20 protein-coding genes and 1 pseudogene are annotated in these 23,459 nt (G+C 59.2%); 11 read left to right on the forward strand and 10 right to left on the reverse strand.

Translation table 11 applies throughout. The features are described 5' to 3' along the window. Positions 1-124 precede the first annotated feature (124 nt). A complete protein-coding gene (locus tag AC30D7_RS10375) occupies positions 125-1,102 on the reverse strand; it encodes a hypothetical protein (RefSeq protein ID WP_490133972.1) in 978 nt (325 codons plus the stop codon). Between the two features lie 335 nt (positions 1,103-1,437). On the opposite strand from AC30D7_RS10375, the gene AC30D7_RS10380 reads away from it, so the two are divergent. After that, positions 1,438-2,154: a class I SAM-dependent methyltransferase gene (locus AC30D7_RS10380; RefSeq protein WP_490133973.1), complete on the forward strand. Its 717-nt coding sequence runs from the start codon at positions 1,438-1,440 to the stop codon at positions 2,152-2,154. A gap of 277 nt (positions 2,155-2,431) precedes the next feature. Here AC30D7_RS10380 and sseB read toward each other — a convergent pair whose 3' ends face one another. From sseB to AC30D7_RS10400, 4 genes and pseudogenes are all read right to left on the reverse strand, one after another. Further along, a complete protein-coding gene (gene sseB / locus AC30D7_RS10385) occupies positions 2,432-3,232 on the reverse strand; it encodes an enhanced serine sensitivity protein SseB (RefSeq protein ID WP_490133974.1) in 801 nt (266 codons plus the stop codon). 437 nt (positions 3,233-3,669) lie between these two features. Next, positions 3,670-4,149, reverse strand: a pseudogene (locus AC30D7_RS10390) (MaoC family dehydratase); the annotation flags it as partial. Between the two features lie 20 nt (positions 4,150-4,169). Continuing rightward, the gene (panB, locus tag AC30D7_RS10395) at positions 4,170-5,012 is read right to left on the reverse strand and encodes a 3-methyl-2-oxobutanoate hydroxymethyltransferase (protein ID WP_490133975.1); all 843 of its coding nucleotides are present in this window, start codon (positions 5,010-5,012) and stop codon (positions 4,170-4,172) included. 28 nt (positions 5,013-5,040) lie between these two features. Next, on the reverse strand, positions 5,041-5,658 hold the full coding sequence (locus AC30D7_RS10400) for a LysE family translocator (protein WP_490133976.1): 618 nt from the start codon (positions 5,656-5,658) through the stop codon (positions 5,041-5,043). Positions 5,659-5,847: 189 nt separating this feature from the next. Here AC30D7_RS10400 and AC30D7_RS10405 point away from each other — a divergent pair, with 189 nt between their 5' ends. The 4 genes from AC30D7_RS10405 (at position 5,848) to AC30D7_RS10420 (ending at position 13,220) form a co-directional block, all read left to right on the forward strand. After that, a complete protein-coding gene (locus AC30D7_RS10405) occupies positions 5,848-6,300 on the forward strand; it encodes an Lrp/AsnC family transcriptional regulator (RefSeq protein WP_490133977.1) in 453 nt (150 codons plus the stop codon). Positions 6,301-6,509: 209 nt separating this feature from the next. Further along, positions 6,510-7,493 (forward strand): GlxA family transcriptional regulator, encoded by a 984-nt coding sequence (locus AC30D7_RS10410; protein WP_490134105.1) that lies wholly within the window; start codon positions 6,510-6,512, stop codon positions 7,491-7,493. Positions 7,494-7,641: 148 nt separating this feature from the next. Beyond that, positions 7,642-8,799 (forward strand): HD-GYP domain-containing protein, encoded by a 1,158-nt coding sequence (locus tag AC30D7_RS10415; RefSeq protein ID WP_490133978.1) that lies wholly within the window; start codon positions 7,642-7,644, stop codon positions 8,797-8,799. Between the two features lie 32 nt (positions 8,800-8,831). After that, positions 8,832-13,220, forward strand: coding sequence for a response regulator (locus AC30D7_RS10420; protein WP_490133979.1), 4,389 nt, complete (start codon positions 8,832-8,834; stop codon positions 13,218-13,220). 69 nt (positions 13,221-13,289) lie between these two features. Here AC30D7_RS10420 and AC30D7_RS10425 read toward each other — a convergent pair whose 3' ends face one another. Next, the gene (locus AC30D7_RS10425; protein WP_490133980.1) at positions 13,290-14,339 is read right to left on the reverse strand and encodes a substrate-binding domain-containing protein; all 1,050 of its coding nucleotides are present in this window, start codon (positions 14,337-14,339) and stop codon (positions 13,290-13,292) included. 183 nt (positions 14,340-14,522) lie between these two features. Between AC30D7_RS10425 and AC30D7_RS10430 the strand changes: the two genes are divergently transcribed. From AC30D7_RS10430 to AC30D7_RS10445, 4 genes are read left to right on the forward strand one after another with little or no spacing between them, the layout of a single operon-like run. Continuing rightward, on the forward strand, positions 14,523-15,635 hold the full coding sequence (locus AC30D7_RS10430; protein ID WP_490133981.1) for a fatty acid desaturase family protein: 1,113 nt from the start codon (positions 14,523-14,525) through the stop codon (positions 15,633-15,635). 36 nt (positions 15,636-15,671) lie between these two features. Then, complete coding sequence (locus AC30D7_RS10435; protein WP_490133982.1) at positions 15,672-15,992, forward strand: MocE family 2Fe-2S type ferredoxin; 321 nt, start codon at positions 15,672-15,674, stop codon at positions 15,990-15,992. A gap of 18 nt (positions 15,993-16,010) precedes the next feature. Beyond that, positions 16,011-17,252 (forward strand): NAD(P)/FAD-dependent oxidoreductase, encoded by a 1,242-nt coding sequence (locus AC30D7_RS10440; RefSeq protein ID WP_490133983.1) that lies wholly within the window; start codon positions 16,011-16,013, stop codon positions 17,250-17,252. A 1-nt stretch (position 17,253) separates the two neighbouring features. Beyond that, positions 17,254-18,102 (forward strand): sugar phosphate isomerase/epimerase family protein, encoded by an 849-nt coding sequence (locus AC30D7_RS10445; protein ID WP_490133984.1) that lies wholly within the window; start codon positions 17,254-17,256, stop codon positions 18,100-18,102. A gap of 120 nt (positions 18,103-18,222) precedes the next feature. Here the strand turns inward: AC30D7_RS10445 and AC30D7_RS10450 are convergent, their stop codons facing one another. Beyond that, a complete protein-coding gene (locus AC30D7_RS10450; RefSeq protein ID WP_349747333.1) occupies positions 18,223-18,705 on the reverse strand; it encodes a cupin domain-containing protein in 483 nt (160 codons plus the stop codon). Positions 18,706-18,875: 170 nt separating this feature from the next. Beyond that, positions 18,876-20,114: an SGNH/GDSL hydrolase family protein gene (locus AC30D7_RS10455; RefSeq protein WP_490133985.1), complete on the reverse strand. Its 1,239-nt coding sequence runs from the start codon at positions 20,112-20,114 to the stop codon at positions 18,876-18,878. Positions 20,115-20,222: 108 nt separating this feature from the next. Here AC30D7_RS10455 and AC30D7_RS10460 point away from each other — a divergent pair, with 108 nt between their 5' ends. Then, entirely contained in the window at positions 20,223-21,128 is a 906-nt protein-coding gene (locus AC30D7_RS10460) for a LysR family transcriptional regulator (RefSeq protein WP_490133986.1), read from the forward strand. Between the two features lie 128 nt (positions 21,129-21,256). Then, entirely contained in the window at positions 21,257-22,207 is a 951-nt protein-coding gene (locus AC30D7_RS10465; RefSeq protein WP_490134106.1) for a bifunctional helix-turn-helix transcriptional regulator/GNAT family N-acetyltransferase, read from the forward strand. Here AC30D7_RS10465 and mug read toward each other — a convergent pair. Both mug and AC30D7_RS10475 read right to left on the reverse strand, forming a co-directional pair. Beyond that, a complete protein-coding gene (gene mug / locus AC30D7_RS10470; protein ID WP_490133987.1) occupies positions 22,119-22,658 on the reverse strand; it encodes a G/U mismatch-specific DNA glycosylase in 540 nt (179 codons plus the stop codon). The two genes, AC30D7_RS10465 and mug, sit on opposite strands and share 89 nt — an antisense overlap. An 8-nt stretch (positions 22,659-22,666) precedes the next feature. Further along, entirely contained in the window at positions 22,667-23,293 is a 627-nt protein-coding gene (locus tag AC30D7_RS10475; RefSeq protein ID WP_490133988.1) for a TetR/AcrR family transcriptional regulator, read from the reverse strand. Positions 23,294-23,459 lie beyond the last annotated feature (166 nt).

Consider the following 23,459-nt stretch of genomic DNA (forward strand, 5'->3'; position numbering starts at 1 on the left):
TGTGGCGATCGGCTGAAACCGACCCTCAACGGTCGTACACATTTCTCGTCAGCAGCAATTCAGGCTAGCACTGGTGTCGCCGCTGCACTCGGGGCCTTACCTAGAGGCGCATGATGCATCGCCTTCATCGGCCCTTGCGCCGGAAGGAGAACACGGTACCGCTGCAGCCGTTGTCGTCCCGCAGGTAGACGTCGAACGTCTTGCCGACGACGGCGTAGCTGACCGTCACGACGCCCACGTCGTTGGACAGATAATTGCCCGACATCGCCGGCGCGAAATCGATCGCGTCGCGGGCGAACAGGTAGAGATGCTCGTTATAGACGGTGGTGGCGGGCGACAGCGTTTTCAGGTGATCCTCCATTACGCTGTTGAGGGGCTGGCTGATCTCGTACTCTATGCCAGAGTTGTGGGGCTGGCTGATCTCGTACTGCATGCCAGCGTCGCGGTACGGGATCGACAGCAGCACCTTGCCATCGACGCTCAGGCGCGTGGCGAGCGAGGTGTCCAAAGTGACCGTCATGCTGTTGAGCCGGTGCAGGTTCCCGCGTGTCAGGCTCACGTCTGAGACCTCGCCGTGCCCATCCTCGACGACTGAGAAGTTCGATTTCCATCGGCCTTTGTCTCGCCACGACTCCCACACGCCGCTGGGGCAGCCCACGCCGCTGACGCTATCGAGCGCATAAGTGCCGATCGCCTGCGTGAGAATCTCGCGCTTCGAGCCAATGATGATTTCCGAGGTCTGATGCGCGTCAACGGGCAAGCGCCGGTCGCCACGGGCCGATGCCCAGTTGCCGTCGAGCGTGTCGCTGGCCACCTTGCCGGTGAAGGTGCCGGTGCGTTGGCCCGCACTCCCGAACTCGTTCATCGTAAAGGTTCCTGATGGGTCGATCTCGCCGCTCAGGTAGATATCATTGCGCTTGCCGACATGGCGATAGCTTCCCGTCAGCCTGCCGTCGACATTCTTGAGATTCATCGTAAACGCATAGCGATCGCCAATGCGGCCCGCGAAGGTCTTGTGGAAGTACTGAGGGTCGGCCAGCGCCGTGGTGGCGGTCATCCAGGACAGAAGCACGGCGACGATCTGCAGGGCAGGACGAAACATGGAGAGCGCTCGGGATTGAAGGTGGCGCAATTGTGACACTCCGTGCCGATCGGTGACACGCGACCACGCGCTGAAATCACTTGGCTGGAAGAATTCTCAGCCTAGTGATCGTCAGCAATTTCGCACCAGGCTTCGACGGACCGCTCCTAGCCGATTGCTGCCTGTCGTGGGGGAGCAATCGGTCCATCGGGGTGTCGATAAGGCTGAGTCAGCTTAAGCAAAAATCGCGATTGTTTGAGCCATTCATTCCTTACAGGAATGCAGCACATAAAATTAATGAATTTTTATTATTTCTATGTGTGGCGTAGCTTGATTTCAGGACATGGAGAACCGACTTGAAATCATCCCCTCTCAACGCTGCTGAAAAATTTGATATCTCACGAGCCAATGAATACGGCCGACAGAGCCGTATTGCACTGGCAGGATATGACGCCTGCCAAGACTTGGCTGCGTGCATGCTGGCGGCAAGCCTTGGCAATGCAAGCTCGGCAAAAATATTGGTGGTTGGTGCTGGTGGTACGGCACAGGAAATTATTGCCATGGCCAAGCTAGAGCCAGGTTGGCGCTTCACTGCCGTTGATCCATCGGAGCCGATGCTGGAGGCAGCGAAGCAGCAGTTAGAGGCAAACGGCTTGCTTGAAAGAACGGCCATGCATCTTGGGAATGTCGAAGACTTGGCGGCAGACCAGTCATATGACGCAGCCACTCTGATTGGCGTACTCCATCATCTCGAAGGGAATAGTGCCAAGCGACAAATTCTACGATCCATTCGGGCTCATCTGAAGCCGGGTGCACCGCTGATTGTCGCGGGGAATCAATATGCTTATGCCAGCCAGCCATTACTGCTGGCTGCCTGGGGGCAGCGATGGCGGCAGCATGGAGCCAGCCCGGATGAGGTGAAGGTCAAGCTTGGGAAAATTCTTCAGGGCGCTGATCCTCCACATTCCGAGGCGGTGGTTAAAAAACTTTTGCATGACGCCGGATTCGGGGACGTTACCCGATTCTTCAGCAGCCTTTTCTGGGGTGCCTGGCTGACATGCAAAACGCCTTGAACATGGTTGCGAATGGCTGTTTCTGGCCGCTTTTGTTGAAAAAGTCGACCATGGTGCTAGCCGCAGGTGAGTTCTATCTCCGACAGCCTGGCGGTTGAATCGCTGCTCGAGCCTTAGCCATAAAGGAAATAAATCGGAAATAAATCAGTCCCCTCTGCCGAAAGCTCACATGACTGAATGACAAAACGCTCAGGTTTGCCATCTCTCATGACGCCGTCAAACAGGCCAGGCACGATTTCGCAGGCCTGCTCTGCGGTTAGCACGGCGTTGATCTCTGTCACGCTTTGCCAAAGCCAAACAATGAACGCAGCCAGCCTGCCGACTTCCGTTCATAGAAGGGTGCGGTTTGCTTTAGGAAGTAATCGCTCAGGCCTGATTCCCCTTCGTGAACGCGATAGAGGTCAACGGGTTCACCATCCGGAGCGGTATCCCCGGCAACGTTACCGGCTTCGCGCATGACCAGTTCAATATCTCCGTCCGCTTCAATACCAATGATCAGATGAGGCTTTTGATCAGACGATGCGTCATGCATCAACGCCAGAAACGAACGCTTTACGTTGCGATGTTTGGCAAGTAATTGTGTGAGCGAATTGACCATCTTCGACGGATATTGCGACGGCTGTCCGAGCAGCACTTTGGTGTCTTTTTCGACCGTGCGCTGCACCGGCTTTTGGCCGATCTCGTCGCAGAGCAGATGGCGCACTTCCTCCGGGAAAAACTCTTTCCCGTAAGGAGACTTTGGATTGAGGAAAAGAGGGGTGCCCAGTGTGATTTCAAACAGCGATCTGGCTGGGATCTCTATGTAGGACTCTTCGCTATCTATGGATCTTTGTAGTGTTTGCAACGAAGAAAAAAACGGGATGACAGCGGAGCCGTCAGGCTTCTGCCAATGCGCGATGCTGATGTTGCTACCAGCCTCGAGGTTGACTTGACCTTCGCCAGTGCCGGCAGTGCCAAGGACGTAGATCGTGGAATTCAACAGAGTCTTGAAAAAGTCAGGCCGATGGGCCGGTTCATCCGCCGCCAGCCTGAGTGATTTTTCGAGGGTGTTTTCTTGCTTGGTATCCATGATGTCCATCGGTAGTTCCATCAAAACAGACAAAAAGTGAGCGGCAAAGAGCGCGCAGTTTTTCACGCAACTGTGAAAACAGGAAGAACAGGAGGCTAATAAATCTGAAGCATACGGAGAGTCACCCTGAACGGTTTTCCAAGGAGAACTCCTCCATATCAGTGGTGGAATTAAGTGTGGTTCGCCGCGAAGGGCTGCTTCTGGCCGATTACTACCCGATACCAAACAGTAAAACGGTCAATAACCTGGCTTTGCAACGATGAAGATCGCGCTGCTGGTGATGGGGCTGTGGACGGATTGAGGTTCAGGTGTTTGGTTAGTCATCGGGGTGAGCATTGTCATTGATAGGCCCACAAGCGGTAGAACAGAAAGGGAAAAGCGAACGTCACAGATAGTGGCGCTGCAGCAATCGAAGCTTTTATGGCTGGAGGTGGCTCATTAGCGATATCAGAGCGCGCTACCCCGTTTGTAGGATCACCCTCAGCCAGCATCTGCCTCATGATTTCTCGCTCCGTTGGGCCAGGCAAAACACCGCTGGTTTCTCCTTCCAGCACAGTAATACCGTCCTCGTTGGTCATCGTGATAACCGCCGTCGCATGACCTTTTTCATCCACGTCCTTGATGAGCCAATGGCAGGTGACGGTATCCCCTGGATAAACGGGGCGCTTGAAATGGAACGTCATCGCCGAGGCCAGCCAGCCAATCTGGCCACCGATTTCAGTCATCAGGCTGGCTGTCAGCAAGCCATGGGAGACTGGTGCCTTGAAGTGTCGCGCACGCGCGAAACGCGCATCGAAATGCACCGGATTGTAGTCGCGGGAGATCTGCGCGAAACGCTGGATATCTTTCGCCGAGAAGCAGCGGGAGAGGGTGAAGCTATCGCCTGTCTGGAGCCCTTCGGCTGCACGCTGTCTGAAGCTTTTCATTGAAGCGCCTTCTCCTTCGACTAAAAAGAATGCTCGGTCCCTGGAAAATCGCCCGTTTGCACATCGCCGGCGAAGTCGCGGGCGGCACCGAGCAGCACGCCTCGCAGGTCGGCGTATTGCTTGACGAACCTTGGCAGAGGTCCGGTGCGCAACCCCGCCATGTCCTGCCACACCAATACTTGAGCGTCACAACCGCTGCCGGCACCGATGCCGACGGTAGGAATGGCAACGGCGGCGGTGATCTGTGCAGCGACCTCTGCGGGTACCATTTCGATGAGCAGCGCGAAGGCGCCGGCAGCCTTGAAGGCTCGGGCACTGTCGATCAGTCGCTGCGCATCGTCACCTCGTCCTTGAACACGGTAGCCGCCCAGTTGATGTTCGGCCTGCGGTGTGAAGCCGATGTGAGCCATCACCGGAATCCCTGAGCGCGTGAGTTTTTCGACCTGCGGCAGCATCTCGATGTCTCCCTCGATTTTCACCGCATGGGCGCCACCTTCCTTCATGAAACGCACGGCGGTGTGGAAACACTGCTCGGCCGAAGCCTGGTAGGAGCCGAAGGGCAGATCGGCAATCACCAGCGGTCTGCGGGTTGACCGAGTGACGGCGCGTACCAGCGGAATCAGCTCGTCAACCGTGACGGGGAGCGTGGATTCATGGCCGTAGACGTTGTTGGATGCCGAGTCGCCCACCAACAGAACAGGGATGCCGGCTTCTTCGAAGATCGTTGCCGTGTACATGTCGTAGGCCGTCAGCATCGCCCACTTCTGGCCACGTACTTTCATTTGTTGCAGATGAGGGATCCGGATGCGTGCTTGCATATTCGACACTTCGTTGTTGCCATAAGGCGAGAACGTTTCACTCATTATCTTTTCCTCCGAGATGAAATAACGGTCAGCGCAAGATCTGCTCGATCAACAACAGCAGCGCGATGATGATCATGATCGCCCCCGAGAGCCGACTGACCACTTGAGCCGCAACGGGACGTGCCTGCAACACGACTCGAGAGCCGAACCCCACCAGCAAATAAACCACGCCACAACTGAACGCATGGAGCAGGCCTAACGCGATGATCTGCATCGGCACCGGCCAAGAGGCCGTCGGGTCAGTGAACTGAGGCAGTAACGCCAGAAACAGCAGAAAGACCTTGGGGTTGAGGCCGCTCACGCAGACCCCTTTAAAGGTCCAGCGCGCCCAGGAGCCGGATTGCTGGGTTTGCCCCGCGCGAGGAACCGAAGGATGCAGGAGCATGTTGATGCCCAGCCAAAGCAGATACGCAGCCCCGCCGACAGTGAGCACTGAAAGGGCAACGGGGTTGCTCGCAACAAGTCCGCCGACACCGGCCGCCACGACCAGCGTGGCAACCAAATGCCCGAGCAGCAGCCCGGTCACGGCGGGCATCACCACACGCCCGAATAACCCCGCCGATATGGCATACGCCCAATCCGCCCCCGGTGTAATCACGAACAAAAACGACACGGCCCAGAAAGCAGCGAAAACACTAAGGGTCATGATCGCCACCTTCTGATTTCAACGGGTTTTTGCATTTCTCTATCTCTCAGGCAGGGAAGGGCGACCGACTTGTTTCCAAGTGCGGACGACCAACAGCGCTAAAGTTCGAGAAAAAGAATAATTGAAACCGGCTAGAATATTTTCCCTATTATTCCAACGCGGATATTGGTTTGAGGGAGATTCTTCTATATGGACCGAATTGATCTGAAAATTCTTGCCGAGCTTCAGGCCGACGGTCGCCTGTCGGTGACTGAACTGGCGGAGCGGGTCGGTCTCAGCCTGTCCCCCTGCCATCGTCGAGTGCGTGCCCTGGAAGAGTCAGGCGTGATCTTGGGCTATCGCGCACAACTCGCCCCCAATGCACTTGGCCTTAACTTTTCGGCAATGGTGTTTGCGACGCTTCGCGAGGGCGATCATCGGGCGGTTGAAGCATTTGAGGTTGCGCTTCAGGAGATACCCCAGATCGTGGAGGCGCAAAGGCTTTTTGGAGAGCCCGATTACCTGCTCCACGTCGTCACCCGGGATCTGCCAGCTTTCCAGCAGCTTTATGATGAACGCCTCTCCACACTGCCCAACGTCCAGCGCCTGACATCCACCCTGGTGATGAAACGGGTCATTCAGGACCGTTCTCTTCCTCTGTGATTGAACCTGTCTGTTGGGTGGCGCCGGATCGGGCCACAACACCATTTTTGTCGATGACAAAGACCCGCTTCGTCACGGCTTTCAACTGGCTTGATCGGACGCATAATGGTGCTAGGGCTTTTTGCGCTTCTACAGTTAGCATTAGGCTTTATCTACGCAGTAACCGAGTGGGTCGAACATTGATCGAACGACGTCAATTCAGCGGAGGCATGAAGGGGAAAAATCTCCGCTATCTGAATGAAAACCCTGATGAGCCTGTTCGAATGACCCGAGCAGGCTTTGTGCTGCTCGAGCATTTTTCGCTCCCTGCGTTCACCCAGGCACTGGACACCATTGTCACCGCGAATCTCCTACGCCCCAGGTTGTTCTCTTCGCGAACGTTCGGCTTGAATGAGGGCGAGGTCATCAGCGATTTGGGCCTGGTCATCCGGCCGGATGCACGTCTCGATGCTTCAGCCATCCACGACCTGGATCTGCTGGTGATTTGCGGCGGCTACAGGACAGAGCTCAAGGCTAATGATGAGTTCATCAGCCTGTTGCGAATGGCGGCGGACCAGGGTGTCTGTCTGGCCGGGTTGTGGAATGGCGCATGGTTCCTGGGCAGCGCAGGTTTGCTCGATGGCTATCGTTGCGCCATTCACCCCGAACATCGCCCCGCACTCGCGGAAATCTCCAAGGCGACGCAGGTCACCAGCGAGCCCTACGTCATTGATCGCGACCGCCTCACCGCGTCCAGCCCTTCGGGCGCCTTCCATATGGCGCTGGACTGGATCAAGGGCTTGCACGATAAAGCCCTCGTCGAAGGGATCGAGGACATCCTGGCGTTCGAGGAGTCTCGTTATCGGCGCATCAAACCGGCTGAGAACATCTGTGTGAGCGCGCCCTTGCGCGAGGTGGTCAAGCTGATGGACGCCAACCTCGAAGAGCCTCTGGAGCTGGAGCAACTGGCGGCCTATGCCGGTCGTTCCCGGCGGCAACTGGAACGCTTGTTCAAGGAGCAACTCGGTACAACGCCGCAGCGGTATTACATGGAGCTGCGCATCACTGAAGCGCGGCGACTGCTCCAGCATACCGAACTGTCCCAGGTCGACGTGTTGGTGGCCTGTGGCTTCGTGTCGCCCAGCCATTTCAGCAAGTGTTATAGCTCGTACTTCGGGTACAGGCCTTCCAAGGAAAAGCGGCTCGTTAAATAACATATCGAGAAAGTCAAAGCGGCCGCTTTCGACCAGCGGCCAGCATCCGCTAAGTGTTGCCCAGCGATAGCGATAATAAGAGCTACGCTTCCATGCAATGGAGTGGCATCGCGCGGCCTCTCCTCACAGGGCAGGGGAGCCGATAGCCATGGCTAACGAACAAGACGTTTATCCTGCGGCCACTGTTCTGGTGGTCGATGACACGCCGGACAACCTGATGCTGATGACTGACCTGCTCAAGGACAGGTATCGGGTCAAGGCCGCCAACAACGGAGAGAAGGCTCTGCGCGTGCTGCAGGGTGATCCGCTACCGGATTTGATCCTGCTCGATATCATGATGCCAGGGCTATCGGGTCATCAGGTTGCGCAGCAACTGCATAAAGATCCGCGCACTCAGAGTATCCCCATCATCTTTCTCACCGCCCTGGCGTCGATGGAGGATGAAATCCAGGGGTTGGAGTTGGGCGCAGTTGACTACATCACCAAGCCCATCTGTGCGCCGCTGGTTCTGGCGCGGGTGGAAACCCAGCTGAAGATCAAGGCTGCGGCCGACTTCCTTCGCGACCAGAACGACTTCCTCGAGCAGGAAGTTCAGCGCCGCACCCAAGAGGTGATGGCTATCCAGGATGTCACCATCCAGGCCATGGCTTCGCTGGCCGAGACACGTGACAACGAGACTGGCAACCACATCCGTCGTACCCAGCACTACGTCAGGCTGCTGGCCGAACTGCTGCGCGATCACCCGCGCTTCAAGCACTTCCTCAACGAGGAAACCATCCGCCAGTTGTTCAAGTCAGCGCCGCTGCACGACATCGGCAAGATCGGCATTCCCGATCACATCCTGCTTAAGCCGGGGCGTTTCACTCCCGAAGAATTTGAGGTCATGAAGACCCACACCACCTTGGGACGCGATGCGATCCAGCATGCCGAGGATCAGTTGGGCATCTCGGTGGACTTCCTGCGTTTTGCCAAGGAAATCGCCTACAGCCACCAGGAAAAGTGGGATGGGAGCGGTTACCCCGAAGGACTGGCCGCCGACGACATTCCCATCAGTGCCCGGCTGATGGCGGTGGCGGATGTCTACGACGCGCTGATCAGTCGGCGCGTGTACAAGGCTGGAATGCCTCACGAACAGGCGGTGGAGATCATCCGGCAAGGGCGCGGTTCACACTTCGATCCGGACGTCTGTGAAGCGTTCCTCAGCAGTGCCGAGCAGTTTCGTACCATCGCCGAACGCTTTGCCGATAGCGATCAGGATATGGCCAGGCAACTGGCTGCCATTGAGCGCATCGCCCAGGAGCCTTGAGCGGCTAACGCTTGCATAAACGGGGAGCTGCAATGACCAGAGTGTTCGCGCTGCTGGAGCGCCTGTCTTTAAGCCATAAACTGGTCCTGGGCTTTGCCACTCTACTGGCGCTGATTCTGGTGCTCGGAGTGCAAAGTCTGCGTACCCAGGAGTCGCTAAAACGGGACATGCAGCAGCTGTACGGGCAGGAGTTGGTCGGCCTCGCGCAGCTGCACGAGGCGAGGGTGCAGATGCCGCACTGGGTACAGGCCTTGCAGCGCGCCGTCGGCACCAGCAACGGGGAGATTCGTGCCGAAGCGGTTGCACGGTTGCACGATGTTCAGCTGCGCCTTCAGGAAGCCCTGGCCCAGGCTCAGCCGACCCTGTGGCGTCAGGAAAATCAGGTGCGGCTGGCCAAATTCGAGGTGTTGCTGGAGCGGCTGCGACGTGATGGCGAGCAGGCACTGCAACTGGCTGGCCAGGGGCATCAGGAGCAGGCGCTGTTGTTGCTCGACAGCGACGGGTTCCAGAGTCTGGATCAACAGGGTGACGAGCTGCTTGATCAGATGGCCCGGATCAAGGAAGCCTCCATTTATGACACGGCCAAACAGATCGCCGAGTTCGCCGGACGCAGCACCACACTCACCTATGAATTGCTGCTGGGCGGTCTGACGCTGGCACTGTTGATGGCCTGGCTGGTCAGTCGTTCGATTCGCCAGCCGCTCAATCGGGTACGCGCCGCCGTTGACGAATTGGCTGCCGGCCGACTGGACCAGAGCATCCCCCATACCGATCTGCAGAACGAGACCGGCGACCTGGCTCGTGCTATCGCCAAGTTGCAAATTGAGTCCCGGCAACTGGAGCGGCAACGCTGGATCAAGGTTCAGACGGCGCAGCTACAGGCTGATCTGCCGCAAGCGGAAACACCCCACGAACTGGCCCAGGTCTTCCTGCAGCATATGGCGAGCATGCTCGGCATTTGTCGGGGCGTGCTCTACAGCCTGCAGGAAAGTGCCGACAGCTTGCAGCTGGTTGGCAGTTACGCCACCGATCCGCAGCACCCACCCGCGCCGACTGTGGCCCTGGGCGCCGGTCTGCTCGGGCAGTGCGCGATAGACCATGTGCCGCGTGAACTGCAGGGGGTGTTCGGCCACTTGTATTCGCAGCTGGGCGAGGTGTCGGCCACCCATTTATTGTTGCAACCGATTCTGCGCGGTGAGCGCTTGCTCGGTGTGCTCGAACTGGCTGGCTACCAGGCGCCTGGCGAGCGAGAGTTGTCGCTTCTGCAGGAGGCATTGCCACGGTTGGCCGGTGCCATGGCGGTCATGGAGCGCAACCTGGCGGTGCAATCTCTGTTGATCGAGACCCGGCGTCAGGCCGACGAGATGGGCGCGCAGGCGCTGCGGCTGGAGCAGCAATCCAAGGCGCTGGAGGCCCAGCAGAGTGCGTTGCGTTCCACCGAGGCCTGGTATCGCGGGATCATCGAGACGGCGCCGGACGGCATGCTGGTGATCGGTTCCGACGGGGTGATCCTGATGACCAATCCGCAATTGGACAATCTGTTCGGTTACGCCCCGGGGGAACTGATTGGCGAAGCCGTCGAACGACTGGTTCCCGAAGCAGCTCGCGAGCGGCATGTGGCCTTGCGCGATGGCTTCATCGTTCACGGCAGTACTCGGCAGATGGGTGCGAACATGGAGGACCTGAAGGGCGTGCGCAAGGACGGCAGCCAGTTCTCGGTGGAGATCGGCCTGTCGCACTTGCCGACCCTCGAGGGGCGGGGCACCTGCATCTGTGCGTCCGTGCGTGATGTCAGCGAGAGGCGCCAGTTGCAGGCGGCTCTCAAGTCCAGCGAGACGCAGCTGCGCGCTGTGCTCGATAGCAGTCCTGTGGCCATGTTGATCCGTGATGTTCACGATCGACTCAGCTACTGCAACCCAGAGCTTGAAAGCCTGTTCGGCATTGGCCGCGAGCAACTTGGCGAGGTGGATGAAAGTCGCTTTTGGTGCGATGCCCAGGCCCGCGGCAGCTTCATGGCCGCGGCAGCCGAGGGGGAGGTGCTGAATTTCGAAGCCAGCCTGCAACAGGAGGGGGGAAAACGTTTCGATGTGCTGCTCTCGACGGTACCGCTGACCCTTGGCGAGCGGCGTATCAGCGCCAGTTGGTATTACGACATCACCGACCGCAAGGCTGCCGAGGCAGAGGTGCAGCGTGCCCGGGAAATTGCCGAAGAGGCGACACGGGCCAAGAGCGAATTCCTCGCCAACATGAGTCATGAAATCCGCACTCCGATGAATGCCATTATCGGCATGAGCCATCTGGCACTGCGCACTGAACTGAACAACCGGCAACGCAACTACATCGAGAAAGTGCATCGCTCGGCAGAAAACCTGTTGGGGATCATCAACGACATCCTCGACTTCTCCAAGATCGAGGCCGGCAGGATGGATCTGGAACTCATCCCGTTCCATCTGGAGGACGTGCTGGAGAACTTCGCCGGCATGGTTGGCTTGAAGGCCGAGGAAAAAGGCCTGGAGCTGCTTTACAAAACGGTAGCCGACTTGCCCACCGCATTGATCGGCGACCCGATGCGCCTGGGGCAAATCCTGGTGAACCTGGGCAACAACGCCGCGAAGTTCACCGAGCGGGGTGAAATCGTGGTGGGGGTGGAACACCAGGGTGGCGATGAGGGCGAGGTGGAGCTGCATTTCTGGGTGCGCGACACCGGCATCGGCATGAGCGAAGAGCAGTGTCAGAGGATATTCCAGTCCTTCAACCAGGCCGATAGTTCAACCACTCGAAAATACGGAGGGACCGGTCTCGGCCTGGCTATCTCCAAGCGTCTGGTGGAGCTGATGGGCGGGCGCATCTGGGTGCAAAGCGCACTCGGCAGGGGGGCTACCTTTCACTTCTGTGTGAGTTTGGGCGTGCAGACCGACGCGCAACCGCGACGCATGTTTACCGCCGACGAGTTGCTCGGCATCCGCGTGCTGGTGGTGGATGACAATGCCAGTGCCCGAGAAATTCTCTCGGGCATGGCGCACAGCTTCGGTGTCGAAGTGGATGTAGCGGATAGCGGCCGCATGGCCCTGCGCATGCTGGGGGAGGCGGAGCAGAAGTCGTTGCCTTACGACCTGGTGTTGATGGACTGGCGCATGCCGGGTATGGACGGGGTGGAGACGGTACGCCAGATGTACTCTGCCAATCTGGTGCACACGCCTTCGGTAATCATGGTCACCGCGTTCGACCGCGAGGAGGTCCGTGAGCAGGCCGAGCGCCAGGGGCTGCAATTGCCGGTGGTGCTGACCAAACCGGTTACTCCGTCGACCTTGCTGGAAGCCATCGGCACTGTGCTCGGCAGGGTGGCGCGGACCGAAACCCGGGCCAGTGAGCGCAACGTGCAGAGTGCAAGCTACCTGGCCAGCCTGAAGGGCGCGCGCTTGCTGCTGGTGGAAGACAACGAGCTGAACAGGGAACTGGCCTGTGAGTTATTGCAAGGGGCGGGTATTGACCTGGTTCTGGCTAACGATGGTCAGCAGGCACTGGATCTACTGGAGCGTGACACCGACTTTGACGGCGTGCTGATGGATTGTCAGATGCCCGTGTTGGATGGTTACACCGCCACCCGCAGGATTCGTCAGCAGTCGCGATTCGCCGAGTTGCCGGTCATCGCCATGACCGCCAACGCCATGGCTGGCGACCGCGAACGAGCCCTGGCCTGTGGCATGAACGACCATATTTCCAAACCGCTGGACGTGGCCGTCATGTTCGCCACCCTTGCCAGATGGATCAAACCGCACGCTGACCGTCATAGCCTGGCGCCGGTGGTGACTGTGCCCGCAGTCGCTGATTGGTTACCCGCCAGGCTGGAGGGCATCGATTTGGCTGCCGGGTTAGCCACCTGCATGGGCAAGCGCGAGCTTTATCTGCGCCTGTTGCGCAAGTTCCACGCAGCCCAGACGAGCTTCGCCGTGCAGTTCCACGCGGCACTGGCCGACCCTGATGCAACAGCGGCGGCTCGGTTGGCCCATAGCCTGCGCGGCACCGCCGGGAACATTGGGGCCAAGGCCGTTGCCCAGGCTGCTTTGGAGTTGGAGAAGGCTTGCCAGGACGGTGAGCCCGGTGAGCGAGTGCAGGCTCGCTTGGCTGAAGTCGAGCAGCGCCTGACACCGGTATTGGCTGGCTTGGCCCGCCTTGGCGAAACAGCCCCTGTGCCGAGGACGCAGGTTCGGCAGTCCGGGGCGGATCTACAGGGACGGCTCGCCAGGCTCAAGCACCTGCTGGCCGAAAGCGACACCGCTGCCAAGGATATGCTGGATGATTTGCGTGGTTTGTCGCTCGACCAGGATCTGGCCAAGTGCCTGAGCCTTGTGGCGCAGCAGGTCGAACGCTTTGACTTTGACCGTGCACTGGAGTTGTTGCAGTCCGCTGTAGCGGACTAAGGCGACGGTGGCCAGCACGCTGTTGGCTAAAGCCGGAATGCGATTTGCTACGTCGCTGACGGGAAGTGTTCAGCCTCGAGCATTCTCCGAGGTAATGATCTGCAACGGAATATGCACCCGATGCCGGAGCGGATCGAAGTCCGGTGCGGTCTGCAACTCGACCAGTAAATCGATCAACGCCGCCGCCAGCAATCGCGGCTGGGAGTCGATGACCAGGTCGATCAACCCTTGATCCAGGGCTTGTCGCGACAGCTCGGTCGACTCCTGCAGGATGCAACACAGCGACGGCCGTTTCGGCAGCTGTGACAGGGCCCGGATGATGCCGTCGCCGCCACCGCCGACCACGCACAGCCCCCGCAAATCGGCATGGCGGGCGATGAGTTCCAGCGTCGCCTCTTCGGTGACATCGCAGTTGTCCAGGTTGATCACCGCTTCGAGTAGCCGCAACCCCGGTGCGCGCTCCGCCAGGTAACTGCGCAGCCCCTCGACCCGAGCCTGATGACCAAGAAAACGATGGCCGCCGAGCAATACGCCGACGCTGCCTTTGCGTGCACCGCAGGTGTGAGCCAGCAGCCAACCCATGGTGCGCCCGACCTCATGATTATCCTGACCGATGTAAGGTTCTTCTGCCGCCTCATGGATGTCCGACAGCAGGGCGATCACCGGCACGCCCGCCGCTCTGATCTGCGCGATGGCGGCATTGATCTGCGGGTGAGCGAAGCTGACCACCGCCAGGCCATCGCACTGCACCGCCAGTTGTTCGATCTGGGCAATGATCGCGCCGGGTGTGCGATCGAAGACGTATTCGAACTGGCAGCTCAGATTGGCCCCGACCTGACGCTGCGCTGCCTCGGTGATGGCGGCGGCAACGTTGGCATAGAACGCCTGGGCGGTACCGAGCAACAGGATGCCGAATCGATAGCTGGGGCGACGTTCGCGAATGCGCTGGCCGATCAGCCGGGCGGCGAAATAACCGACGGCTTCAGCAGCCTGGAACACTTGCTCGGCGGTGGCCGGGCTGACCGGAGCCCGGGCGTTGAGCACCCGGTCCACGGTGGCGACACTCAAGCGAGCGTGCTCGGCAACGGTGGCGATGGTGGGGCGTTTCTTGTTGTTCATGGTGGGCCCTTGAGTCGCTTTGATAGAAAACTATCAAGCTGCAATGGGCCTGGATGATAGCTTGATAGGGAATGTATTCAAGGGATTGAGGGTGGTTTGTGCGCTCTCTATATTTTCTCCAGCGATGTCATCCCGCATCGAAAGCAAGTGCTTAAAACCATCAAGCTTGCGGAGAACAATAAAATGCCCGAACACAACGCAGCCTTTAAAAAAACCGATAAACCCGTGCCAAGGGATTATCGATTGACCGGTCCCGAAGCCGCCCGAGCGGCGCAAAAAGGTCTGGTGTCGGCAACGTGGTACCAATCGCCCATCTCCCGTAAACGCATGAAAGAATTGATGCAGCGTCGCGATGGCCCAGCCCTGCGTGATACCGCCATCTGGCTGTCGGCGATGGTCGTCACCGGCTTCGGCGGCTACTGGTTCTGGGGCTCCTGGGCCTGCGTTCCGTTCTTCTTCGTCTATGGGCTGCTCTACGGCACCGCGTCCAATGCCCGTTGGCACGAAACGGGTCACGGCACGGCGTTCAAGACCCGGTGGATGAATGATGCGGTCTATCAGCTGTCGAGTTTCATGTTCATGTTCGAACCCCAGGTCTGGCGCTGGAGCCACGCACGGCATCACACCGACACCATTATCGTCGGTCGCGATCCGGAGATCGTCGAGCCGCGTCCGCCGAGCCTGATCATGATGGTGCTGAGTCTGTTCAGAATGCCTTACGCGTTGAAGACGATGGGGTCAGTTTGCCGGCATGCGGTAGGGCGCATGGGTGAAGAAGAGCAGACCTTCATCCCCGAACCCGAATGGCCAAAAGTGGCGCGAGACGCACGCGTCTGGCTGGTCATCTATGGGCTTACCGTGGGCACTGCGCTGTATCTGCAGAGCTGGTTGCCGCTGATGTTGATCGGTCTTCCGACTCTCTATGGCGGTTGGTTGTCTTACCTGTTCGGCCTTTCGCAGCATGTCGGCCTGGCGGAAGACGTACTCGATCACCGCAGCAACTGCCGCACGATTTACATGAACCGACTGCTGCGTTTCCTGTACCTCGATATGAACTATCACCTGGAACATCACATGTATCCGATGGTGCCTTTTCATGCACTGGCGCAGCTTCACGAAGAGATCCGTCACGACTGCCCGCCGCCTTACGGCAACCTGTCCGAGGCCTTCAAGGAAATCATCCCGACTATCTGGAGGCAGCGCAAAGACCCGAGCTATTTCGTCTGTCGTCCTTTGCCACAACGCGCAGCGCCAGCCGCCAACGTCCAGGCAGAACCTCAAGTAACGCCGGCCTGACACCTTCCTGTCTGTACCACTACCAGAGAAAACGCCATGACCGATCAATGGATCGATGTATGTGCCGTGGGCGATATCGATGATGAAGATGTCATTCGTTTCGACCATGGCCCGCACACCTATGCCATCTACCGCTCCGCCAACAGCGAGTTTTTCGCCACGGCGGGCCTATGCACCCACGAGTCCATTCACCTGGCCGATGGCCTGGTGATGGAGCATGTCATCGAGTGCCCCAAGCACAACGGACGTTTCGACTACCGCTCCGGCAAAGCCCTCGGCGCACCGGTGTGCGTCAACCTCAAGACCTATGAAGTCCGGGTCGAGGCGGGGCGTGTGTTGCTCGCCATCACGGTTTAACTGCACGGAGTCTGTGCCATGAGTCCTGCCAATGCTCCACTGGTTATCGTTGGCGCCGGGCATGCCGGTGGTCGCGCGGCCCTGACCTTGCGCGGTGAAGGTTACAGCGGTCGCCTGATCCTGATAGGTGACGAGTTTCACCCGCCCTATGAACGTCCGCCGCTGTCCAAAGGGTTGCTGCAAGGCACGGTCGATCTGGCGGGTTACAGCCTGTGCGATAGCGCTCGGCTCGCTGAACTGGACATCGAACACCTGGCCGGCAACCCGGTAAAAGACCTGGACCCGCAGCAGCATCGTCTGCAATTGGCCGACGGCAGCTGGCTGCATTACGCCCGATTGTTGCTGGCGACGGGAGGGCGTTCGCGCAGACTCGCTTCGGTGCCCGAGCATCTGCGCAATGTGCTTTATCTACGCACCCATGACGAGGCGTTGGCCCTGCGCGCTTCGTTGCAGCCCAACACTCGGCTGGTGATCATCGGTGGCGGCTTCATCGGCCTCGAAGTTGCGGCGACCGCCCGAGTCTTGGGCTGCACGGTGACCTTGCTCGAAGCGGGACCGCGCCTGGCGGGGCGGGTGTTGCCGGAACGGTTGTCCAGCGTTCTGTTGGAACTGCATCGCAGCCAGGGCGTGGACGTGCGGTTGAACGTGGCCATCGAGGCGGTGCAGGGCGCGACTCACGTTGAGTCCGTGCAACTGGTCGACGGCCAGTTGCTGCCCTGTGACCTGGTGGTGGTGGGCATCGGCATGCAACCCAACACCGAATTGGCCATGGCCGCCGGGCTTGAGGTCGGCCAAGGCATTCGCGTCGATGCCCAATTGCGCACCAGCGCGCCGGACATCTTTGCGGCGGGGGATGTCTGTGAATTTCGGCTGCACCCGCAAGGCGGTTTCCAGCGTCAGGAAACCTGGCGCAACGCCGAAACCCAGGGCCGCCATGCCGCCTTGAATCTGTTGGGCGGCGAGTTTCCTTACGAGGTCATTCCCGGTTTCTGGTCCGACCAGTACGACTGGGGATTGCAGACCGTGGGTGTGATCGCAAACACAGAACCCATGGCGAGCCGGACAACCCCAGGTGGCGGATTTCTGTTGTTCTACCTCGATGACGAACAACGTCTGCAAGGCGCTTGCGGCTGGGGCCAGGGCAATAGCGTCGCCAAGGACATCAAGTTGTGCGAACGACTGATCGCTTCCCATAGCGCCCTCTCGGTAGAGGCCCTGGCCGACGCCGAGGTATCGCTCAAACAACTGCTGAGGAACTGACATGCGTGAATTCCTGGTCTTCCAGTCCCTTTGGGCCATGCAAGATCACCGTGGTCAATGCGAGCTTGCGCTGGAAACGCAGCTGGAGAAAATCGCCGCCGCCGGTTTCGACGGAGTCACTGACCATTTCTGGGTGGCGAATCATGCCGCACGCTTGCATGCCGCCGCCAAGGCGCAGGGCCTGCAAATCGAAGGTCAGGTGTTCCCCCGCACCGTGGATGATCTGGCGGCAGCGATCGACGTCGCATCCCGCTACGGCTGCCACCACCTCACGCTGCAAGCCGACGTCCGGCCTCGCACGCTGGCGCAAGCCATCCAGTTGATCGAGGGGTGGCAGCGACTGGCCGAGCAGGTGGACTTTCCGATCCTGCTGGAAACCCACCGTTATCGCCTCACCAGTGACCTGTTGTTCACCCTCGACATTCTCGCTGAAATGCCCGATCTCAAACTGTTGGCCGACTTGTCCCACTATGTCGTGGGCCGCGAATTGCCAGAGCCGGCCGTAGCCGAAGACGACGAACAGATCCAGACCATCCTGCGCCACAGTTGGGGTTTTCACGGCCGTGTCGCCAACAGCGAACAGGTCCAGGTGCCCTTGAGTTTCGCCCAGCATCGACCCTGGCTGGAGCGCTTCCTGGGCTGGTGGCGCTATGGGATCGAGGACTGGCTGGCCCGACCGGACACGCCCACCAGTCTGTCCTTTACCTGTGAACTCGGCCCGCCACCCTATGCCATCACCGGGACTGACGGACGCGATATCGCCGACCGCTGGGCCGAGGCGTTGATGCTTAAGGAATTGATGCGTCAGGTTTGGAGTGACTGCCGGGGGCGACCTCGCGATGGCCTCTGATTGAGGCAGCGGCATGCCATTCCCCAGCAGTCACATACGGAGCTGTTCATTCGTATGAGCCAGGCCAAGGGCGGATACGACTCCGTTGTTCCACCCTTCCTGTGTCTCTGATCAGGGGCACTACATTTTGCGGTTTCTGGGATCATCCGCCGGGTTGAGGTAGGTGATCCCCCAGGGGCCCGTGCCGTGGAGTTGGAGCACGGTTTCCTGTTCTCGACTGGCGCCGTACATCGGCGTGCCGACTGGAATGATCAGAGTGTCACCTGGTCGATAGGCCTTGGCCTGTGCTGCATCGAAGGTGTTGCCGGTGGCAAAGTAGAAGGTGCCGGAGATAACGGTGACGCGTTCGGTCACGGGATGGGTATGCACGCCGATTTTTGTATTGGCTGGCAGCTTCAGGCGCAGGGTGAAGGGCTCGGCGGCTTTCAGGTCACCTTCAATCATCGCAATCATTACGCCGGGGCCCAACGCCGGCGCAGCTGTCCACTTGAGTTCGGATGGTGTGGCAGCAATGAAACCCGCTTCCCCAGCCAAGGCGGCAGGGGACAGGGAGGCTGCGCTGAGCAAGGCCAGCAAAACAGCGGCGACTTTGTGGGCGCTCATCATGGTTTCCTCGTATCTGGGAGCTAGAGCGGGGTCCGCGCGATCAAGTCATATAAGATGACGGTAGCTGAATGGTGGCGCGTGGATATATCCATTGTGAACCAGCGCTATAACGCACAGCTATGGAGTGTGGGCTGGCCCGGGTTGCGGGCGCAGCTGGTTCTGAGCGGCTATATAAGCGTTTTCAGGTCGATATCCTCGGCCATCGCCTTATTGCCGGCATCGCCGGGATGCAAGTGGTCGCCCGAGTCGATAGGCGGCAGTAAGCGACTTGGGTGTTCAGGGTCGCGGGTCATGAAATCAAAGTCGATCACGGCATCGAATGCGTGGCTGGTCCGTATCCAGTCATTAATGGCCTGGCGCAGTTGTTCTTTCTCCGCGCTGTGATAGTTCTTCACGATCGTTCCGTCCAGGGCGCCTTCGACCGGCATCAGGGTTGTTCCAATGATGCGAATGTTGTTCAGGCGCGCTTGATCGATCAGTTGCCGATAGCCCGCAATCAACTGTTCCTTGGCTGGCAGGCGTTCGTTCGGAGCGAAGGAGGAGCCTGGCCAACTGATGTCATTGATGCCGAGCATCACAATCACCGTTTTTACTCCGGGCTTGCCCAGCACATCGCGCTTGAATCGCGCCAGTGCGCTGACACCCATGCCATCTTCGAGCAGGCGAGCCCCGGATATCCCGGCGTTGAGCACCGCGAGCCTCTGCGCGGCCAAGCGTTGAGCGAGGAAGTCCGGCCAGCGTCGATTGCTGTCCAGGGTCGAGCCATTGCCATCGGTAATCGAGTCGCCGAGCACCACCAGGGCACCGGTGTCGAGCGGTGCATCCACCAGGATGTCGCTGAGAAACAGCCGCGCCTCCACCTGCTCGCTGCCTTCCAGTCGCTGAGCATCGACGTGTTTGCCGGGGGCGATAAATGCGGTTTGTTTGCCATCCCAGTGAAAGGTCGTTAACGGCGTGTGCTGCGGCAGATAAAGAGAGATCGCCAGCTCACTGAGCGCCGGCACTGCCAGTTCTATCGGATCACTGATCCGCGTTTCACCCGCGGCGAGGGTGACCTGTTCCTGATCGTTGAACTTCAGGCTGTGCCCGGAGCCTGCGCGAATCTGATCGACGCCCTCAGTGAAGGCGATACGCGCGGCACCGATGACCAGCGGTTGCTTGCCATATTCGTTGGAAACCACCACCCGTACCCGGCTTCCGCCGCTGCTGATGCGCACTCTCTGGTGAAGGGTGCTGTCGGTCAGCGCTTCCGGAATTCGCGTGGGCAGCGGCAGTTCGTTGCCCCAGGTGGGTTGAGGGCTGGCCATCCAGGTGGAGACCCAGTTTTCCGCCGCCATGACAGGGCTTGCGGCAAGCAGTGCAGCCAAGGCGAGAGGCAACGGTATTCTTGAGTGAAGGGCTTTCATTCAGGTGTCTCCTTGAGGGTAATGGATCAAGAAGGCCAGATTGGTCTATTCAAAATACGTGTGGTAGAAGAGGGAACTGCATACAGCCCATTCCAGAATCGAATGCCAATGGACAGTCTTAAAGCGATGCACTGTTTTGTCCGCGCCATTGAGCTCGGAAGCCTGTCATCTGCCGCGCGTGAGTTAGGCAGTACTCAGCCCACCGTCAGCAAACTGGTCGCGGCGCTGGAAAAGCAATTGGGAGCCCGTTTGTTGATTCGTGGCTCCACCGGGTTGACGCCTACCGAACAGGGAAAGCGTTTCTACGAGCGTGCCAAAGGCGTGCTGGAAGAGTACGGCGAGGCCGTTGCGGATGTGCGTGGTCTGACCGAACGCCCCGAAGGTTTTCTGCGCGTCAACGTTCCGGTCAGCCTCGGTGTGTTGCGGTTGAATGCGTTGCTGTTGTCGTTCATGGAGCAGTACCCGACCATCGAAGTTGAGCTGATCCTCAATGATCGCTTCGTCGACCTCACTGAGGAAAACGTCGACCTGGCTCTGCGCCTGGGGGGCAGCCTGCCGCCGAACGCCGTCGCCCGACGCATAGCGACTTCACCGCGCTATCTGGTGGCCGCACCTGAATACCTGCGCAACCATTCTCCATTGAAAAGCCCGGCGGACTTGAGCGAACACAACTTCCTGCGTTTTGCGTGGTTGACCGCGGGCGACCGTCTGGAGCTCAACGGCCCTCATGGTGAGCAGGTCAGTGTCACGACCCAGGGGCGCTATCGAACCAACAGTTCATTGGCCATTCGCGACGGGCTTCTGCAGGGCGCGGGGCTGTGTATCACGCCGGCCTGGCTGGTCAGCGACCTGCTTGAAAGCGGGCAGTTGGTCCGGGTGCTGCCCGACTGGAGCGGCCCACCGAACGACGCTTTTCTGATCTATCCCGAACGCCGCTACCGCCCGCTGCGCACGCGTTTATTGATGCAGTATCTGGCCGAACGGGTAGGGCAGTTGCCTGGTTTCTTGCCTTGACGGAGCACCCTTGATTTGACGGGTATTTGGTTGTGCTATACAACTAAATACACATTCTGTTCGAGGTGCTTGCCGTGACCCATGCCCAGTCAGACCTGATCAACCAGGTCCGTTCAGCGTCGCGCCTCATGGTGCGCGAGTTGGGGTTCATGCAAACCACGCTGGCGGCGACGGACTATTCGCCTTCGTTTGTTCACACGATCGTGGAGATTGGGGATCGGGGTTCGCTGACGGCGGGGGAGCTTGTGGAGCTTCTCGGCCTGGAAAAATCCACCGTGAGCCGGATGGTGCGCAAGCTCATTGAGGCCGGTGAGATCGAAGAAATTCCACACGAGGAGGATGCGCGCTCCAAGAAGCTGCGACTCACGGTGCAGGGCAAGAAAACCCTGCGAGCCATTGATTCGTTCGCCAGGCAACAGGTGGACGCTGCCTTGGTTTATCTGACGAATGAGCAACAACAAGCGGTGAGTGAGGGCATCGCCAACTATGCCGGTGCCCTGCAAGCCCATCGACTCGGTACAGCGCCGCAGCCCCCCGCGCAGCTGGATATCGCTCGGGGCTACCGGCCCGGAATCATCGGCCGCATTGTGCAAATGCACGCGGACTACTACGCAAGGCATTCGAACTTCGGTCAGCCGTTCGAGAGCCTGGTTGCATCAGACATGGCGGAGTTGATGGGGCGTTTGCACAATCCACGCAACGAGGTTTGGGTGGCGCTGGATGGCCAGCGAATTGTCGGTTCCATCGCGATCGACGGTGAAGGCGAGGGCGGCGAAGCGATTCTGCGCTGTTTCATTCTGGATGACTCGGCGCGAGGCAAGGGCGCAGGCAAACGCTTGCTGGCTGAAGCCATGAAATTCTGTGACGAACAGGGCTTTTGCGCGACGCGGTTGTGGACGTTCAAAGGCCTGGATGTGGCTCGCAAACTGTATGAAGACTTTGGCTTCAAGTTGGAACAGGAGCAGGAGGGCCAGCAGTGGGGCGCAACGGTTATCGAACAGTGTTTTGTCCGACCTGGCCCGGTTGCTGGGCCGCTAAATGGAGTTGGCGATACGCATCCACCAATTGAGCTTGCGTGAATGCGCGATTTCGCCCGCTGGGATTGGGCAGGACCCAGACCGAGGCATCACCAAAAGTTTTTGACTGAAGCCCCCACGCAATTTCCCGTTGACCGGACAACGCGCTGTACGCAGCTTTGCCGAGAAACGCCACAAAGCGTGGCGCATGGTGCGCGATTTTTTGTTCAAAATCCGCGGCGGCAGCGGTGAATTCATGCACGGACAGCTGATCCGCTCGCGCCGTAGGCCGTTCAACCACTGCGGTTAGTCCACACTGATACTGCAAGATCGTCCGATCGTTTTCCGGGCGCACCTCTGTAGGCGTAAAACCGGCGAGATGGAGTGTGCGCCAGAAGCGATTGCCTCGACCCGCAAAATGATGGCCCAGGGCGGCGGCAGTCACGCCCGGATTAATGCCACAAAAAATCACCGCAAGCCGTTCGGTGAGGATGTCTTCGAGTCCTTCACCCACCCTACACCTCACACACCGCAAATCACGTTGACCGCATTGCGGGCAAGCTCCGTCAATTCCGCGCGGGATTTGCCCGCCCGCGCCCGTATCGAAATGCTATGCAACAGGGATGACGCGAGTACGGCGAGGGCGGCTGGGTCGACATCGTCTTTCAACTCACCGGCGCTGACTGCCGCGCGCAGACGTGTTTCCAGATCGGCATCGAGCCGGCTGAGCCGGTCCGAAAGAACCTCTCGTATTGCAGAGTCCTCAACGGCTTCGGTCGTCGCCGTGCCGATCGCAAAGCAGCCACGCGGTTGCCCCTCGCCCGAGAAGTAGATCGACAACTGCCCCTCATAGAAGCCCATCAGCGCCTGCTCCAAAGTCAGGTCTTTGTCTGTAAGCGCCTCATGCATGGCAGCGGAGGCAGTCTCCCAATACTGCTCGAGCGCCTTGATGTAGAGCGCGTGCTTGTCACCGAATGCCGCATAGAGGCTTGGGCGATTCATGCCGGCGGCGGTGGCGATGCTGTCCAGGGAAGCGCCGGAATATCCAGTGCTCCAGAAAACCCCAAGTGCCTGTTGCAGCGCTGTCTGCGGGTCATATGCGCGGGGGCGGCCTCGGCCTTTGCCCTCTGTAATCTTTTTTTGTGCCATGTCGTACAAAATCCTTGTGTGGGGATGGACTGCTCTATATTCTTACATCATCGCACAAAATTAAGGAACCAGAAGTTCCTGAACGTCAGGTTTGTTGTAGCTGAGCTCGAACTGGGTGTTGCGGCGACGAAACCGGTGCGGTGGAGCGATCCTCCCTGACCGTGCA

Source organism: Pseudomonas sp. DF5, assembly GCF_058148225.1.

What these genes read in the sequence shown, in the direction of transcription:
- AC30D7_RS10440 (WP_490133983.1), top strand. Translation starts at nt 16,011, where the DNA reads ATGAGTCCTGCCAATGCTCCACTGGTTATCGTTGGCGCCGGGCATGCC.
- AC30D7_RS10475 (WP_490133988.1), bottom strand. Translation starts at nt 23,293, where the DNA reads ATGGCACAAAAAAAGATTACAGAGGGCAAAGGCCGAGGCCGCCCCCGC.
- AC30D7_RS10375 (WP_490133972.1), bottom strand. Translation starts at nt 1,102, where the DNA reads ATGTTTCGTCCTGCCCTGCAGATCGTCGCCGTGCTTCTGTCCTGGATG.
- AC30D7_RS10430 (WP_490133981.1), top strand. Translation starts at nt 14,523, where the DNA reads ATGCCCGAACACAACGCAGCCTTTAAAAAAACCGATAAACCCGTGCCA.
- sseB (WP_490133974.1), bottom strand. Translation starts at nt 3,232, where the DNA reads ATGGACATCATGGATACCAAGCAAGAAAACACCCTCGAAAAATCACTC.
- AC30D7_RS10460 (WP_490133986.1), top strand. Translation starts at nt 20,223, where the DNA reads ATGGACAGTCTTAAAGCGATGCACTGTTTTGTCCGCGCCATTGAGCTC.
- AC30D7_RS10435 (WP_490133982.1), top strand. Translation starts at nt 15,672, where the DNA reads ATGACCGATCAATGGATCGATGTATGTGCCGTGGGCGATATCGATGAT.
- AC30D7_RS10455 (WP_490133985.1), bottom strand. Translation starts at nt 20,114, where the DNA reads ATGAAAGCCCTTCACTCAAGAATACCGTTGCCTCTCGCCTTGGCTGCA.
- AC30D7_RS10465 (WP_490134106.1), top strand. Translation starts at nt 21,257, where the DNA reads ATGGTGCGCGAGTTGGGGTTCATGCAAACCACGCTGGCGGCGACGGAC.
- AC30D7_RS10400 (WP_490133976.1), bottom strand. Translation starts at nt 5,658, where the DNA reads ATGACCCTTAGTGTTTTCGCTGCTTTCTGGGCCGTGTCGTTTTTGTTC.
- AC30D7_RS10450 (WP_349747333.1), bottom strand. Translation starts at nt 18,705, where the DNA reads ATGAGCGCCCACAAAGTCGCCGCTGTTTTGCTGGCCTTGCTCAGCGCA.
- AC30D7_RS10410 (WP_490134105.1), top strand. Translation starts at nt 6,510, where the DNA reads ATGAAGGGGAAAAATCTCCGCTATCTGAATGAAAACCCTGATGAGCCT.
- AC30D7_RS10420 (WP_490133979.1), top strand. Translation starts at nt 8,832, where the DNA reads ATGACCAGAGTGTTCGCGCTGCTGGAGCGCCTGTCTTTAAGCCATAAA.
- AC30D7_RS10445 (WP_490133984.1), top strand. Translation starts at nt 17,254, where the DNA reads ATGCGTGAATTCCTGGTCTTCCAGTCCCTTTGGGCCATGCAAGATCAC.
- AC30D7_RS10425 (WP_490133980.1), bottom strand. Translation starts at nt 14,339, where the DNA reads ATGAACAACAAGAAACGCCCCACCATCGCCACCGTTGCCGAGCACGCT.
- panB (WP_490133975.1), bottom strand. Translation starts at nt 5,012, where the DNA reads ATGAGTGAAACGTTCTCGCCTTATGGCAACAACGAAGTGTCGAATATG.
- AC30D7_RS10415 (WP_490133978.1), top strand. Translation starts at nt 7,642, where the DNA reads ATGGCTAACGAACAAGACGTTTATCCTGCGGCCACTGTTCTGGTGGTC.
- AC30D7_RS10405 (WP_490133977.1), top strand. Translation starts at nt 5,848, where the DNA reads ATGGACCGAATTGATCTGAAAATTCTTGCCGAGCTTCAGGCCGACGGT.